Annotated in this window: 11 protein-coding genes and 1 riboswitch; of the genes, 4 read left to right on the top strand and 7 right to left on the bottom strand. The window is 72.1% G+C overall.

Annotated elements, in window-relative coordinates:
- The first annotated feature begins 294 nt into the window (after positions 1-294).
- Positions 295-2,610: an APC family permease gene (locus EF879_RS21710; protein WP_123561533.1), complete on the top strand. Its 2,316-nt coding sequence runs from the start codon at positions 295-297 to the stop codon at positions 2,608-2,610.
- A 113-nt stretch (positions 2,611-2,723) separates the two neighbouring features.
- Here EF879_RS21710 and EF879_RS21705 read toward each other — a convergent pair whose 3' ends face one another.
- The 4 genes from EF879_RS21705 to EF879_RS21690 form a co-directional block, all read right to left on the bottom strand.
- On the bottom strand, positions 2,724-4,046 hold the full coding sequence (locus EF879_RS21705; RefSeq protein ID WP_123561531.1) for a radical SAM protein: 1,323 nt from the start codon (positions 4,044-4,046) through the stop codon (positions 2,724-2,726).
- A gap of 295 nt (positions 4,047-4,341) precedes the next feature.
- On the bottom strand, positions 4,342-5,745 hold the full coding sequence (locus tag EF879_RS21700; protein ID WP_123561529.1) for an acyl-CoA synthetase: 1,404 nt from the start codon (positions 5,743-5,745) through the stop codon (positions 4,342-4,344).
- 146 nt (positions 5,746-5,891) lie between these two features.
- Positions 5,892-6,887, bottom strand: coding sequence for a ribonucleotide-diphosphate reductase subunit beta (locus tag EF879_RS21695; protein WP_123561527.1), 996 nt, complete (start codon positions 6,885-6,887; stop codon positions 5,892-5,894).
- Positions 6,888-6,938: 51 nt separating this feature from the next.
- Entirely contained in the window at positions 6,939-9,347 is a 2,409-nt protein-coding gene (locus tag EF879_RS21690; protein WP_370375538.1) for a ribonucleoside-diphosphate reductase subunit alpha, read from the bottom strand.
- Between the two features lie 155 nt (positions 9,348-9,502).
- A riboswitch (cobalamin riboswitch) is annotated at positions 9,503-9,735 on the bottom strand.
- A 316-nt stretch (positions 9,736-10,051) separates the two neighbouring features.
- On the opposite strand from EF879_RS21690, the gene EF879_RS21685 reads away from it, so the two are divergent.
- Positions 10,052-10,834 carry an SDR family oxidoreductase gene (locus tag EF879_RS21685; protein WP_123561523.1) on the top strand — a complete coding sequence of 261 codons (783 nt, stop codon included), beginning with the start codon at positions 10,052-10,054 and terminating at the stop codon, positions 10,832-10,834.
- A 78-nt stretch (positions 10,835-10,912) separates the two neighbouring features.
- Here the strand turns inward: EF879_RS21685 and EF879_RS21680 are convergent, their stop codons facing one another.
- Positions 10,913-11,482: a nucleosidase gene (locus tag EF879_RS21680; RefSeq protein ID WP_123561521.1), complete on the bottom strand. Its 570-nt coding sequence runs from the start codon at positions 11,480-11,482 to the stop codon at positions 10,913-10,915.
- A 192-nt stretch (positions 11,483-11,674) separates the two neighbouring features.
- Here EF879_RS21680 and EF879_RS21675 point away from each other — a divergent pair, with 192 nt between their 5' ends.
- Positions 11,675-12,760: a GDSL-type esterase/lipase family protein gene (locus EF879_RS21675; protein ID WP_123561519.1), complete on the top strand. Its 1,086-nt coding sequence runs from the start codon at positions 11,675-11,677 to the stop codon at positions 12,758-12,760.
- A 222-nt stretch (positions 12,761-12,982) separates the two neighbouring features.
- On the opposite strand, the gene EF879_RS21670 is transcribed toward EF879_RS21675, so the two are convergent.
- Positions 12,983-13,822, bottom strand: coding sequence for an alpha/beta fold hydrolase (locus EF879_RS21670; protein ID WP_123561517.1), 840 nt, complete (start codon positions 13,820-13,822; stop codon positions 12,983-12,985).
- An 85-nt stretch (positions 13,823-13,907) separates the two neighbouring features.
- Between EF879_RS21670 and EF879_RS21665 the strand changes: the two genes are divergently transcribed.
- The gene (locus EF879_RS21665) at positions 13,908-14,453 is read left to right on the top strand and encodes an ABATE domain-containing protein (RefSeq protein WP_199736557.1); all 546 of its coding nucleotides are present in this window, start codon (positions 13,908-13,910) and stop codon (positions 14,451-14,453) included.
- A gap of 44 nt (positions 14,454-14,497) precedes the next feature.
- Here the strand turns inward: EF879_RS21665 and EF879_RS21660 are convergent, their stop codons facing one another.
- On the bottom strand, positions 14,498-14,944 hold the full coding sequence (locus EF879_RS21660; RefSeq protein WP_123561689.1) for a hypothetical protein: 447 nt from the start codon (positions 14,942-14,944) through the stop codon (positions 14,498-14,500).
- Between the last annotated feature and the right edge of the window lie 106 nt (positions 14,945-15,050).

Here is a 15,050-nt window from a genome sequence, read left to right as displayed (position 1 = left end):
GACGTCGTCGGAATGCTCACGGCGCCGGTCCCGGCCGGACGGTCGCCCACACCGCGCGGACCTGGACGCGGCGCGCCCGACGACCAGCTTGGCGGCGGCACGCAGGCGGCCGGATGGCAGGCCGCCGGGCGAGGTGTGGGCCGCGACGCCGGTCCGGGCCGGCGCCGGGCGCCGGCACAATCCGGACGAGCACCGCCTCGGCGCCTTTTCCGCCGGAAATCGCCAATTCCGTCCCGCCTTCCCGCTCCATCGGTGAGAGTGCGAGGCGAGAGAGGAGGAAGGACGAGGCGAAGCATGGGTGGACGACCGGAACAGGGGGGACGCGGCGAAGCGGCGCCTTCGGAGAGCCCGAGCACGGTCTTCAGCCCCTCCGTCGAGTTCCCGCCCCTCAACGAGGCCGAACTGAGGGCGTTGCGCGAGGTCGGGCGCTGGTGGGCAGCGGGGCGGCGGGACGGCTCGCTCCGGGACGCCGAGCTGCCGCTGGATCCCAACCTCCCCCAGTACGGTCCTCCGCCGGCACCGAGCCGGTTCGGCCGCCTGGCCCAGGTCGCGGTGTACCACACCGACCGACCGGGCGAGCTGACCGCGACCGGGGTGGGGCAGCTCCCCGTGACCCGGCTCGGTCGCGCCGCCGCCCGGCTCCGCCGCCTGCTGCTCGGGCCGCCGCTGTCCAGCGCCGCGGTACTGCAGGAACGGATGCGGAAACTGATCGCCCTTCCGGTGCTCTCCTCCGATCTGCTCTCCTCGGTGGCCTACGGGCCGGAGGCGATGGTCGCGGTACTGGTACTGGCCGGTAGCGGCGCGCTGGGACTCTCCCTGCCGATCGCCGCCGCGCTGGTCCTCCTGATGATCGCGGTCGGCACGTCGTACCGACAGACCGTCTACGCCTACCCGCACGGCGCCGGCTCGTACCTGGTCGCCAGCGACAGTCTCGGGCCCCGGTTCGGGCTCACCGCCGCGGCCGGCCTGATCCTCGACTACGTACTGACCGTCTCGGTCTCGGTGGCGGCCGGAATCGGCGCCATCACCTCGGCGCTGCCCGGGCTGGCCCCGTTCACCGTGCCGCTGGGGCTCCTGGTGATCGCCGGCCTCCTCGTCGGCAACCTCCGCGGCGTACGGACGGCCGGCAAGCTCTTCGCCGCGCCGACGTACCTCTTCATCGCCGCCATGCTGCTACTCTTCACCGTCGGCCTGGCCCGGGCGGCGGGCCGGGGGTTCGCGCCGGTCCCCCCGCCACCGATCGGTGCCGTGGAGGGGCTCGGCGTCCTTGTCGTGCTCCGAGCCTTCGCCTCCGGTGCGACGTCGATGACCGGGATCGAGGCGGTCTCGAACGCGGTTCCGGTCTTCCAACCGGTCGAGTGGCGCCAGGCGCGTACGACCCTGACCTGGATGATCAGCCTCCTGGTGGTGCTCTTCACCGGGCTGACCATCCTGATCCACCTCAACGGTCTGGTGCCCCGGGCCGACGAGACCCTGCTCTCCCAACTCGCCCGGCACACGTTCCCGGGCGGGCCGGGGTACGCGGTCGTCCAGGCGGCGACCGCGTTGATCCTGCTGCTGGCCGCGAACACGGCCTTCAACGACCTGCCACGGCTGTTGTTCTTCATGGCCCGGGACGGTTACGCCCCCCGACGCTTCCTGCACCTGGGCGACCGGCTCGCGCTGAGCAACGGGCTCATCGCGCTCGCCGCCACCGCGGCGCTGATCTTCGTCGCCTTCGGCGGCCACACCCAGTCGCTGATCCCGCTCTACGCGGTCGGGGTCTTCCTGGCCTTCACCCTCTCGCAGAGCGGCATGGTGATGCACTGGCGGCACCACCGTTCCCGTGGCTGGCGCCGGCGGGCCGCGGTGAACGGCATCGGCGCGGCGCTCTGCACGGTCGTCCTGGTCACCGCGGCCGTCACGAAGTTCACCGGCGGTGCCTGGGTGGTGGTCGTCGCGGTACCGCTGCTGGTCCTGCTCAGCCTGCACATCCGGAGGCACTACGACGCCATGCGCCGGGCGCTGACCCTCCCCGCCACGGCGCCCGCCGGAGCCGACGGGACACACCCGGGCCGGATCACGCCGGCCAGGGCCGGCGGAACCAGCACCGACGGCGGAGCCGGTGGGAGGGGCCGAGACGACGGCGGCGCCGGTGGGACCGTGCCGGCCGGGCCCGCCGGCGCCGCCGAAAGGGACGACCAGGTCGAATTCACCCCGCAGGACGTACGGCACCTGGTCGTCGTACCGGTGGCCCGGTTGAACCTGGCCGCACTCCGGTCGTTGGCGTACGCGGCCTCGCTCGGCCAGCCGGTTCTCGCCGTCCACCTCAGCCCCGAGCAGGAGGAGGCGGACCGGTTCCGCCGGCAGTGGGAGACCTGGGGCGACCACGTCCGGCTGGAGACGATCATCTCGCCGTACCGGGCGGTGATCGCGCCCCTGGCCCAGTACGTCGCGGCCCTGCACGCGGCGCGCCCGGACGTGACGCTCACCGTGGTGGTCCCCGAGATCGTGGTGCGGCACCTCTGGCACCAGTTCCTGCACACCCGCACCGAGCTTCGGCTACGCCGCGCGCTGCGGCACCTGCCCAGGGTAGTGGTCACCAGCGTCCCGGTTCACCTGCCGGAATGACCGTCCCCGCCCGACCGCCCCGCCCCCGGCCGGAGACACGGATCGGTGGCCGCGGGCCGGGGCGAGGCCTGCCGGCGGGACCCGACGGGCATCACCGGGCGAACCGGGCGCGGTCACGACGCGTCCGCGGTCTCCTCCGCCGGGAGGGTGTCCATGAACGAGCTGACCGAGAAGACCGCCCTGCCGGCCCCGGGCGGCCCGTAGCCGGGCGGGCTGGTGAGCCCGTTCGCCTCCATCGTCGCCCGGTAGACCTCCAGCAGTCGGATGTGGTACTCCAGCGGCGCACCCTGTGGGTTGGTCCGGCCGAGCGGGGTGGTCGGCTCCGGGCACCAGGTGGTGAACCGTGGCGTGATCCCCCGGGACATGAAGAACTGGAGTCCCTCGGCCGTGGACTCGATCGCCTCGTCGACGGTGGTGAACCCGAAGGGCTCGGCCATCTCGATGCCGGCGACGAAGTTCGGGATGACGTTGCGGGGACCGAAGACCTCGGCGGAGTCGAGGATCCGTCGGTGCCACTCCTCCCGACCGACGTACCGCTCCTTGCCCGGGCAGTAGAGCGCGAAGAGTCGCTTGTCCCAGACCTCGTAGTTGGGGTGGTAGATCTGGATACCGTAGTCGCGGAACCGTTGCACGTCGGCCCTGGGCAGCGCCTGGGCGACGACCTTGCCGATCCACCGGCCGGGGAACCGCTCCTCGATGGCCTTGGCGTACCGGCCGTAGAAGTCGGCCTCGGCGAGCCCGTCGACCTTGGAGGTGATACTCCCCCCGGTGAGGGTGTACGCCTTCGAGGCCCCGACACTGTCGTACCGGTCGATGATCTCCATCGCCTCGAGCACCTCGTCCACCGGCTTCACCCCGGTGTACGGTCGCCCGGCCGCCTTGTGCTGGCGCCAGTTGTGGTTGATGTCGCAGTACTGGCACTCCTCCTTGGCGCCGAAGTACTGGCAGACCCGGAAGACGGTGAGGTAGATCAGGTAACCCCACTGGATGGTGGGGGCGACCTCCATCACGGACTTGCCGTTGGCCAGCGTGTGCCGGTAGTACTCCGGCATCGGCGGCAGTCCGACGTCGGCGATCGGCCGACCGTCCAGGTGCAGCCGGAGCACGCCGTCGCCGCTGTCCTGCACCCGGTACGGCGAGTCCGGATTGACCCGGACCGAGACCACGGTGCGGCGCAACCCGTACGGGCCGCCGGTGAGGACGATCTCCTCCGGTGGCCGGCGCAGCGCCGCCGTACCCAGTTCGGGCAACGTCCGGTGGTCGAAGGAGAAGATGAAGTATGACTTCGGCTTGACCTCGCCGTCCTCGTTGTCGGTCAGGGCCGAGTCGTCGAAGGCCATCCCTCCACGAAGCAGGTCCTCCTTGATGATCGCCTCGCGGGGGATGTGTGGGAAGCGCCCCATGAGGTCCTCGACGAGATCAGTGCGGGTCTGCACGCGCTTCCTCCGGTCCGCTGTGACGCTGTCTGGCTTCCGCCGGCTCCGCCGCCACCATGGCACCCCGGCACGGTGGGCCGGAGCGCACGGGTCTGCGGTGTGCCGCCGACCACGCTACCCGCGCCGCCCGCTGCGCCGACGAGTGGATCACCGGTTCGTGTCGGACCGCGGCGTCGGGGGTCGCGGGGCGGCGGGGCCCGACCGCCCGCCACCGCCCCGGGCCACCGTCGCCACCGCTCCGGGACCGTCCAGCCCCTCGGCCCGGCCCTCGGTTCGTGGCTCGCAGCGCCTCCGGTCACGGAAGCAGCTGGCGCTTCTGCACCTTCCCCATGGCGTTGCGCGGCAGCGCGTCGACCAGGTGAACCCGGCGGGGCCGCTTGTGTCGGGAGAGCCCGGTGGCAACGAAGTCGATCAGTTCCTGCGGGGTGACCCCGTCGGCGACGACGTACGCCACGATCTCCTGGCCGAGGTCGGGATGGGGTACGCCCACCACCGCCGCCTCGCGGACCCCGGGATGGGTGAGCAGCATGTTCTCCACCTCCCCGGCGCCGATCCGGTAGCCCCCGCTCTTGATCAGATCGATGCTGGCCCGGCCGACGATCCGGTGCTGCCCGTCCGGGTCGATCGTCGCCATGTCCCCGGTCCGGAACCAGCCGTCCGGCGTGTACGCGGCCGCGGTCGCCTCGGGCCGGCCGAGGTAGCCGGCGAACAGCGTGGGCCCCCGGACCTGCAGCTCGCCGACGCTCTCGCCGTCGGCGGGTACCGGCGCACCCGTCTCGTCGACGAGCCGGGTGGCGATGCCGCGCAGCGGCAGCCCGACGTATCCGGGCCGGCGATCCCCGTCGACCCGGGTACTGACCGTGATCAGGGTCTCGGTCATGCCGTACCGCTCGACCGGCCGGTGCCCGGTCAGCTCGGCGAGCCGCGCGAAGACCGGGACCGGTAGCGGCGCGCTCCCGGAGACCAGCAGCCGGGCCGGGCCCAGCGCGCGGGCGGCGACCGGATCGGCCGCGATCCGGGACCAGACCGTCGGCACGCCGAACAGCAGCGTCCCGCCGGCGGCGGCGTACCGGTCGGGGTGTGGCCGACCGGTGTGCACCAGCCGGCATCCGACCCGGAGCGCGCCCAGGACGCCGAGCACGAGCCCGTGCACGTGATACAGCGGCAGCCCGTGGGCCAGGATGTCGTCGGGGGTCCAGGCCCACGCCTCGGCGAGGGCGTCCAGGCCGTGCGCGACGGCGTCCCGGGTGAGCACCACTCCCTTCGGTGCTCCGGTGGTGCCGCTGGTGTAGAGGATCAGCGCCGGCGCCGTACCGGCGGGTTCGGGGAGCCCGGGGCCGGACGGGGGCCGGGCCGGCCCGATCGGCTCGACCGGCACCGGGACCGGGTGCGGGTGCGGGAGCGCGGTCTCGGCGAGCAGCAACGCCGCTCCGGAGTCGGTCAGGATGTGGCGCAGTTCGACCGGCCCCGCGTCGGCCGGCACCGGCACCACCGGCACCCCGGCCAGCAGGCCGCCGACCACCGCGGTCGCCGTCGAGAGCGCGGCGGTGGCGTGTACGGCGACCGCCGGCGCCCCGGCGATCCGGGCCGCCACCGCCTCGGCGGCGTCCCGCAGCTGGCCCCAGGAGGCGGTCTCGTCGCCGATCCGGACCGCGTCCGCGCGGTCCGGCAGCCTCCCGTGGAGTGCCGGTAGCAGCATGTTCCCTCCTGATCGGCCGGGTTTTTCCCGCGTCCGGACCGGCTCGGCCGGTCGTCGGCCGGGACCGCCGGGGCGGCACCGTCCACCTCGGGACAGAGTCTGCCCGAGCCGCCCCGGCTCCCGCCGCGGGCGGTCGCCCGGCCGGCTCAGAAGTCGTCGTCGAACCGGACCGTGCCGGTCACGCCGACCTGGTACGCCGAGACCCGCCGCTCGAAGAAGTTCGAGAGTTCCTGGACGTCCTGCAGCTCCATGAAGGCGAACGGGTTGCGTGATCCGTAGCGCGGCGGGATGTCGAGCTGTGCCAGCCGCCGGTCCGCCACGTGCTGGAGATACTCCCGCATGTCGGCCAGGGAGAGTCCAGGCACCCCCTGGCCGAGCAGGTCCTCGGCGAACTGCACCTCGCACTCGACCGCCTCGGCGAGCATCTGGCTCACCTGGGCGCGAAGCTCGTCGTCGAAGAGGTCCGGCTCCTCTCGACGGACGGTGTCGACCACGTCGAAGGCGAACGCCATGTGCATGGACTCGTCGCGGAAGACCCAGTTGGTGCCGGAGGCGAGTCCGTGCAGGAGGCCGCGCGACCGCAGGAAGTAGACGTACGCGAAGGCGCCGTAGAAGAACAGCCCCTCGATGCAGGCGGCGAAGCAGATGAGGTTGAGCAGGAACGCCCGCCGGTCCGCCCGGGTCTCCAGCCTCCGCAGCCCGAAGATCGAGTCGATCCACCGGAAGCAGAACTCGGCCTTACGGCGGATCGACGGGATGTTCTCGATCGCCGCGAAGGCGGCGTACCGCTCCTGCTCGTCCGGCACGTACGTGTCGAGGAGGTTGAGGTAGAACTGGACGTGCACCGCCTCCTCGAAGAGCTGGCGGGACAGGTAGAGCCGCGCCTCCGGCGAGTTGATGTGCTGGTAGAGGTTCAGCACGAGGTTGTTCGCCACGATCGTGTCGCCGGTGGCGAAGAACGCCACCAGCCGGCTGACCAGGTGGCGCTCCGCCGGGGAGAGCCGTTCCAGGTCCGGCAGATCGGCGTACAGGTCCACCTCCTCGACCGTCCAGGTGTTCTTGATGGCGTCACGGAAGCGGTCGAAGAAGTGGGGGTAGCGCATCGGGCGCAGGGTCAGGTCCAGACCCGGATCAAGCAGCATGGTGGTAGCTCTCCGTCGTGACGTTGGTCGGGTACGGGGCGGCGGTCGGGCTCACTGGCAGGCCTCACACGCCTCGGGGTACTCCAGGGAGCAGGCCAGGGCCTCGTCAACGGTCGTTCCGGCGACGGTGACGAGCGGCCGGGCTGCCGGCGACGCGCCGCGCGGCGTCTCCGGACGGACCGGGGCGACCGTCGCCTGCTGGATCCGGGTCGCCGGTCGCGAACGCAGGTAGTAGGTCGTCTTCAGCCCGGACTTCCAGGCGTAGAGGTACATCGAGCTGAGCTTGCCGATCTCAGGCGTGGCCATGAACAGGTTGAGCGACTGGGACTGGTCCACGTACGGCGCCCGGGCCGCGGCGAGGTCGATCAACGCCCGCTGCGGCAGTTCCCAGGCGGTCCGGAAGAGGTGCCGCAGCTCCGCCGGCAGTTCCTCGATTCCCTGCACCGAGCCGTCGGCCCGCTTGATCGCGCTGCGGATCTCCTCGGTCCAGAGCCCGCGAGCCTTCAGCTCCCGGACCAGCGCGGTGTTGATCTGGAGGAACTCACCGCTCAGCGTCTCCCGCTTGAACAGGTTCGAGACCTGCGGTTCGATGCACTCGTAGCACCCGGCGATCGTGGCGATCGTCGCGGTCGGGGCGATCGCGACCAGCAGGGAGTTGCGCAGCCCGTGCGCGGCGATCCGCTTGCGCACCGCCGCCCACCGGGCGGTCTGGGTGCCGGTCACGCCCCACAGGTCGGGCTGGAGCTGCCCGGCCGCGGCCCGGGTCTCGGGGTACGCCGGATGGGCGCCGAACCGCTCGGCGAGCTCGGCGGAGGTCTCCAGCGCGGTCAGGTAGATCTCCTCCGCGATCCGGGTCGACAGCTCCCGGGCCGGCGCCGAGTCGAACGGCATCCGCAGCGCGAAGAAGACGTCCTGCAGCCCCATCATCCCCAACCCCACCGGCCGCCAGCGCGGGTTGCTCGCCGCCGCCTGGGGGGTGGGGTAGTAGTTGATGTCGATCACCCGGTCGAGGAAGGTCACCGCGGTCCGGACCGTCTCGCGGAGACGGTCCCAGTCCAGGTCGTCGCCGGCGAGGTGGGCCGCGAGGTTGATGGAGCCAAGGTTGCAGACCGCGGTCTCGGTGTCGCTGGAGACCTCGATGATTTCCGTACAGAGGTTCGACAGGTGCACCACGTTGCCCGGCCGGGCCGTCTGGTTGCAGAGCCGGTTCGAGGTGTCCTTGAAGGTCATCCAGCCGTTGCCGGTCTGCGCGAGGGTCCGCATCATCCGGCCGTACAGCTCCCGGGCCGGGACCTGGCGGACGTACCGGCCCTGTTCCTCGGCCGCCCGGTACGCCGCGTCGAACTCCTCCCCCCACAGGTCGGGCAGCTCCGGCACCTCGTCGGGGTCGATCAGCGACCACATCTCGTCGGCCTCGACCCGACGCATGAACTCGTCCGGGATCCAGTTGGCGAGGTTCAGGTTGTGGGTCCGGCGGGCGTCCTCGCCGGTGTTGTCCCGCAGTTGGAGGAAGTCCTCGATGTCCGGGTGCCACGGCTCGAGGTAGACGCAGGCCGCGCCCTTGCGCCGGCCGCCCTGGTTGACCGCGGCCACCGACGCGTCGAGGGTACGCAGGAACGGCACGATCCCGTTCGACCGCCCGTTGGTGCCCCGGATCAGCGCCCCTCGGGAGCGGACCCGGGACCAGGCGATGCCGATCCCGCCGGCGAACTTCGACAGGTGCGCGACCTGGGCATACCGGTCGTAGATCGAGCCGAGCTCGTCGCGGGGCGAGTCGACCAGGTAACACGAGGACATCTGGGTGTGCCGGGTGCCCGAGTTGAACAGCGTCGGCGAGCTGGGCAGGTACGCCAGCGAGGACATCAGCCGGTAGAACGAGATCGCCTCGGCCGGGGTGCGGGACAGGCCACAGGCGACCCGCAGCAGCCAGTACTGCGGGGTCTCCACCACCAGTCGGGTGGTCGGATGGCGCAGCAGGTACCGGTCGTAGACCGTGCGCATCCCGACGTACTCGAACCGCCGGTCCGCGTCCGGGTCGACGGCGTCATCGAGCGTGCGGGCGTTGACCCGAACGAACTCCGCCGTCTCGTCGCCGATCAGCCCGTGCTCGTGGCCGAGCCGGATCGCCTGGCTGAACGAGGCGATCCCCTGGCCGCGTACCTCCTTGTCGATGTAACCGGCCAGCAGTCGGGCGGCGAGCCGCGAGTACTGCGGCTCCTCACCGATCAGCTCGGCGGCGATCTGGATCGACAGCCGTTCCAGCTCGGCGGTGCTGACGCCGTCGTAGAGGCCGCTGATGGTCCGGGTCGCCACCCGCATCGGGTCGACGTCGGTCAGGTCGTCGGCCCACCGTTCGATCGTCCGGACGATCGTGTCGACGTCGACGGGTTGGGTGGTGCCGTTGCGCGTGCGGACCCGCAGGTGGGGGCGCCGGCTCCCGGGCGGCCCGGTGTCCGCCACGCCCGGCCCGGTCGGCTGGATGACCGTCACAGTCCTTCTCCTCGCGAACTCGCTTCGGTGTGGTCCGAAGGGCACGCGAGGACGCTGACGGGCAGGGTGGCACGTCGTTCGTCAGTGGCGTCGGCCGTCCCGCGCGGCCTCGGACCGCCGCGTACGGGCGTACGCGGCGCGCTGGCAGGTCTTCGGACTCGTGGGCGGCACGGTCGGAGCCGTGTTGGCCTACTGGTCGTCGCTTCCCAGGCTCGTCCGGCTCGTGCCGGACGTCGGCCCAGTGCTGATGACGGCGGTCGTTCCCACTCACCGCTGCGGGGCAGTCCCGGACTCGCACCGGGTTCCCTCTTGCCTCGACCGCCCGGATGGCGGCCGAACCAGCTGCGTGAGACACCATATATGGGGCCGCACGAAAAGTCACACCCAAGATGTCGTGTCGGCCTGTCGGGAAGATCACCACGGCCCCAGGCCGTGGCGGGGATGCGTCCCCCGCGTGCCCCGGGTGGTGCCGCCGGACGCGGGCGGCCCGCCGCCGCGCCCACCGGTCGGGTCCGGTCCGAGCCCTGTCACACCGGCACCCCGGGCCCCGTCCACCAGACATGACACCGACGAGCAGCCCTCGCCCCGCGGCAGACCGAAGCCGAGGACACCGCCCCGCCGACCCGGCCACGCGGGACCGGGAGGGGCCGGCGACGGGTGGGGCGAGCGAACCGATGACAGTCCTGGTGACCGGCGCGACGGGTCGACTCGGCCGGGTACTCACGCCCCTGCTGGCCCGGGCCGGACACCCCGTTCGGGCGATGAGCCGGACCTCGCGTGAGGACCACGCCGTCGACTGGGTACGGGCCGATCTGGCCACGGGCGACGGGCTCGCCGCCGCGCTCGACGGCATCGATACCGTCGTGCACCTGGCCTCCGCGCCGTACCAGCGGAGCTACACCCGCCGGGTGGACGTCGACGGGACCCGGCGGCTGGTCGAGGCGGCCACCACCGCCGGGGTGCGCCACCTGGTGTACGTCTCCATCGTCGGCATCGACCGGGTGCCGTTGTCGTACTACCGGGCCAAGCTCGAGGCGGAAGCGGTGGTGGCGGCCGGCCCGGTGCCCTGGACGGTGCTGCGGGTGACCCAGTTCCACGACCTGCTCGACGAGGCGCTGACGGCACTCGCCCGGCTGCCCGTCCTGGTGGTCGACCCGAGGATCACCGGGCAGCCGGTCGACGTCCACGACGTCGCCACGCACCTGGCAGACCGGCTGTCCGCCCCACCCGGCCGGACGATCGAGGAGTTCGGCGGCCCGGAGGTGCTGGATCTCGAGGACGTCGCCCGCCGGTGGCAGACGGCCCGCGGCATCCGACGTCCGCTGCTCCGGATCCCCGTGCCAGGTCGGCTCGGCCGGACCTGCCGCGATGGGGCGCTGACCACCGCGAGCGGGGCGCGAGGCGGGATCAGCTGGTCCGACTACCTGTCCCGGAACCGGAGCCGGGCCGCACCGTAGTGCCGTCCCCGCTTACCGGCCCCGGCGCGACGGCACGACCACCGCGACCGCGGCGGCACGCCGGGCCGGGTCGACGGTTCACAGCCGGGTACGCGCCCAGTCGGCGAGGGCGCGGGCACAGGCGTCGACCGATTCCCGCCAGGTACGCGCCGCCTCGTCGCCCGCGTCGTCGCTGACCTGCTTGACCAGACGGACCGGCACCCCGAACAGCCGTGCCGTGGAGGCGACCGCGTAGCCCTCCATGTCGACCAGGTGGGCCCGCGCGGCGAGACGGTCGCGGGCCGACTCCTCGGCGACGAAGAGGTCGCCGGTGGCGAGCACCGGACCATCATCGGCGAGCGTCAAGGGCGCCCCGACGGTCAGCCCGGTCAACTCCCGGAGAAAGTCGGTGTCGAGGTCGTGCTGGAAGACCTGGCCCACCTCGTGGGTCCCGGTCAAGCCGGGTCGTAGGGCTCCGGCGGTCCCGAGATTGACCACGACCGAGGGCAGCGGCCCCCGGGCCAGCGTCGCCGCGAGCGCGCTCGCGGCGTTGACCTTCCCCATGCCGGTCACCAGCACCGGCAGGCTTCGGTCGAGGTATGCCGCCTCCTCGGCGAGCGCGACGACGAGCAGGGGCCGATCCGGCGCGAGCACTCCCTGGAGATCCACGGCTGGATGGTAGCCAGCGGACGGTCACGGCCGGCAGCCGCGTGGCGGGCGTCGCGCCGGCGGGCGGAGCACACTCCCGTTCGGCGCAGGTCGACGCGCGCTCGCCGCGCGGATCGACAACCGTCCCGCACATCCGCGGCCAACCGACCTCCAATCGATATACATAGATGCATATCGAGGAGGGAGTAGCTGATGAAACCACGCTTACGTCGATGGTCCGGACTGATCGCCGCAACCGTGCTGGCGGCACTGGCCGTGGTGACGTACACCACCGGTCGGGTCGAGGCGGCCGCGGGAGTCCGGGTCATGCCGCTCGGCGACTCGATCACCGATGGCTTCAACGTGCCCGGTGGCTATCGGATCGATCTGTGGCAGAAGGTGGTGGCCGGCGGGTACACAATCGACTTTGTCGGCTCCCAGGCCAACGGCCCCGCCAGCCTCGGCGACCGGGACCACGAGGGCCACTCCGGCTGGCGGATCGACCAGATCGACGCCAACATCGTCGGCTGGCTGACCACCTACCAGCCCCGGACGATCCTGCTGCACATCGGCACCAACGACATCGCCCAGAACCGCGACCTGCCGAACGCCCCGAACCGGCTGGCCGCGCTGATCGACCGGATCACCACGACGGCACCGAACGCCAAGCTCTTCGTGGCCACCCTCATCCCACTCTCGTTCGCGGACGCCCAGGTACGCAGCTTCAACGCGGCGATACCGCAGATCGTGCAGAGCCGGGCGGCCGCCGGCCGACAGGTGTACCTGGTCGACATGTACCCCGCCCTCACCACCGCGGATCTGGCCGACGGCGTCCACCCCAACGCGACCGGCTACAGCAAGATGGCCACCACCTGGTACGACGCTCTCCGAGCCGTTCCCGGGAGCCTCACCGACGACGGCACCCCGACCCCGACGGCCACCCCGCCGACCACGACACCGACCGGGGGACCCACCGATCCGCCGCCGACCACGACGCCACCGGTGCCCGCGGGCTGCTCCGCCACCGTGTCGCTGAACTCCTGGACCGGCGGCTTCGTGGCCACCGTGCGGGTGACCGCCGGCTCCGCCGGTACCACCGGCTGGAGCGTCGAGCTGACCCTGCCGGCCGGTGTGACGATCACGAACGCCTGGAACGCCCAACGCAGCGGCAACAGCGGCACCGTCCGGTTCACGAACGTGAGCTACAACGGCCGGCTCGCGCCCGGACAGTCGACCGAGTTCGGCTTCCAGGCCACCGGCAACGGCACCGGTCTGACACCCGGCTGCACCGCCACCTGACCGTACCGGGGCATCCCGCCGGGACGGGGACCCGGGGACACCCGCCGGTCGGCCCCACGTCGCCGTGGCCGGCCGGCGGGGTGTCCCGCGGCATGCCGGGTCGCACACCCGAACATGGCCGTGCCGGCAGGCCTCCCACCCCGCGGCGGACCTGCCGGCCCCCACCGCCTGACCGGTCGCGTTCCCCGACGGAGCGGTCGCCGGTCGGAGCCGGAGCACGCGTCACGCCAGCCGCGCCAGGAATTTGTCGATGAGCGGAACGATCTGCGGCAGCTTCTCCTCCAACGCGAAGTGGCCGGTGTCCAGCACGTGGAGTTCGGCCTCCGGCACGTCGCGCAGGTACGCGCGAGCGCCGGACTCGAGGAAGAACGGGTCGCCACGCCCCCAGACGATCAGCGTCGGCGGCTGGTGGCGGCGCAGCCAGGCCTGCCAGTCGGGGTACCGCTCAACGTTCGACCGATAGTCCAGGGCCAGCGCGAGTTGCGCCTCCCTGCGCCCGGAACGGTCGAGAAAGTGCTGGTCGAGCGTCCAGCCGTCGGGAGCGACCAGGGAGGGGTCGCTGGTCCCACCCTCGTACTGGCTCCGCGTCACGGGGAGGGTGAACAGGTCGCCAAGCGCGTCGGCGGGCGCGTAGATCGTCCTCACGGCCTGCTCGGAGAGACCCTCCCGGTAGGCGTTGGCGTTCTGCACGATCAGGCCCGTTATCCACTCGGGGTGGCGGGTGGCGAGCCGGAACCCGACCGGGCCGCCGAAGTCGAAGACGTACATGACGAACGGGTCCAGAGCCATCCTCGTCACGAAGCCTTCGATGACGTCGGCCAGGCTCTCGAAGGAGTAGGTGAAGTCGTCCGGGGCCCGGGTGTGCCCGAACCCGGGGTAGTCCGGGGCGATCAGCCGATAGCGGCCGCCCAGCGCGTCCATGAGACGCCGGTACTGGTGGGATGCCGAGGGGAAGCCGTGCAGCAACAGCAGGGTCGGTCCGTCCTTGCGGCCCGTGTCCCGGTAGAAGACCTCCACCCCAGCAACGTCGACAAACCCGTGCCTGATCTCGGGAAGCTCCATGTCACATGCATCTTTCGCTCGAAGATGCATTAGATCAAACCAGGGGGACGCTAACGTGTCAACAACCTGAAGTAGCATTAGGTACGTGCACCCGCTGACCGGCGAGCCGCTCGCCCTCGATTTCCTCAACACCCGTGCCCGGACCCCGGAGGGCTGGATCGACGCACTCGACCGGGTCACCGACTTCCGGCACTGGCTCGCCCTGCAGGCCGACCGGATCACCCCTCCCCGGTCCCTGACCGCCGGGGATCTCGATGCGGTCCGGGAACTCCGCGCGCAGGTACGGGAGGCGGTGGAGGCGACGCGGCGGGGCTCCCCCGTACCGGCCGCTGCCCTGAACGCGATCAACGAGGCCGTCCGCGCCGCCCCGCCGTACACGGTCCTCGAGCCCGACCTCCGCCGGACCGTCCGCAGGAACGGCGACGATCGCGCGTGCCTGCTCGCACAACTCGCCGAAGCAGCCGTCGCCCTGCTCAGCGATCCCGCCGCCGCCAGGATCCGCGCCTGCGAGGGCCCGCAGTGCGTCATGCTCTTCCTGCCGGCTCACCCCCGCCGCCGCTGGTGCTCCCCCACCCTCTGCGGTAACCGCGTTCGCGTGGCCCGGTACTACCAACGCCGCAGAGACACCTGACGCAGGGATGTCGGGCGCTCGGCCGACGGCCGGCCCGGCCACGACTACTCGTGCCGCGCGACGCCCTCGGGCCGCATGCCGGTCTCCCGCTCCAGCGGGTTGTCCCCGAGATCGTCGAGACCGGTGTCCTCGGGGTAGAGGCGGCGGGACGGGGCGGGATCCGGCGGGCCGCCGGGCCCCGCCTCCGGGACTCGGCTCGGTTCGACCGTCCCGAAGCCGTGCCGCCCGGACTCGGGTGCCCAGGGGCCGGCCTCCTCACCGCCGGCCCGCTCCCCGGCGGTCGGCGCACCGGCCCGCCGCTCGGCGCGCCGGCCGGGCGGGAGTCCGGTCGGCTCACTCCCCTCGTCCAGCGGGGAGTCCTCCCCGGCTCCCCAGGGTGGGTCGCGGTCCTCGGTGCCGCCGGTGGTCCCCCACGGTTCGACCGACTCCGGACCGTGTCCTCGTCCGGTCTCGTCGCCGCCGCGGTTCGCCGGTCGCCTGCTCACACTCATCGCACCCACCTCGCTGACGAATCCCTCGCCGCCGGGCCGGCTGGTTACCGCCCGGTTGGTACGGGTACCCATTTCCCGCCCATCGCTCGGGCATGCGGGGGCGATC

It is taken from the genome of Micromonospora sp. HM5-17 (assembly GCF_003762835.1).
Taxonomy (GTDB): Bacteria; Actinomycetota; Actinomycetes; order Mycobacteriales; family Micromonosporaceae; genus Plantactinospora.
This window is presented reverse-complemented; position numbering and strand designations above follow the sequence as displayed.

What these genes read in the sequence shown, in the direction of transcription:
- EF879_RS21700 (WP_123561529.1), bottom strand. Translation starts at nt 5,745, where the DNA reads ATGCTGCTACCGGCACTCCACGGGAGGCTGCCGGACCGCGCGGACGCG.
- EF879_RS21675 (WP_123561519.1), top strand. Translation starts at nt 11,675, where the DNA reads ATGAAACCACGCTTACGTCGATGGTCCGGACTGATCGCCGCAACCGTG.
- EF879_RS21670 (WP_123561517.1), bottom strand. Translation starts at nt 13,822, where the DNA reads ATGGAGCTTCCCGAGATCAGGCACGGGTTTGTCGACGTTGCTGGGGTG.
- EF879_RS21710 (WP_123561533.1), top strand. Translation starts at nt 295, where the DNA reads ATGGGTGGACGACCGGAACAGGGGGGACGCGGCGAAGCGGCGCCTTCG.
- EF879_RS21660 (WP_123561689.1), bottom strand. Translation starts at nt 14,944, where the DNA reads ATGAGTGTGAGCAGGCGACCGGCGAACCGCGGCGGCGACGAGACCGGA.
- EF879_RS21685 (WP_123561523.1), top strand. Translation starts at nt 10,052, where the DNA reads ATGACAGTCCTGGTGACCGGCGCGACGGGTCGACTCGGCCGGGTACTC.
- EF879_RS21695 (WP_123561527.1), bottom strand. Translation starts at nt 6,887, where the DNA reads ATGCTGCTTGATCCGGGTCTGGACCTGACCCTGCGCCCGATGCGCTAC.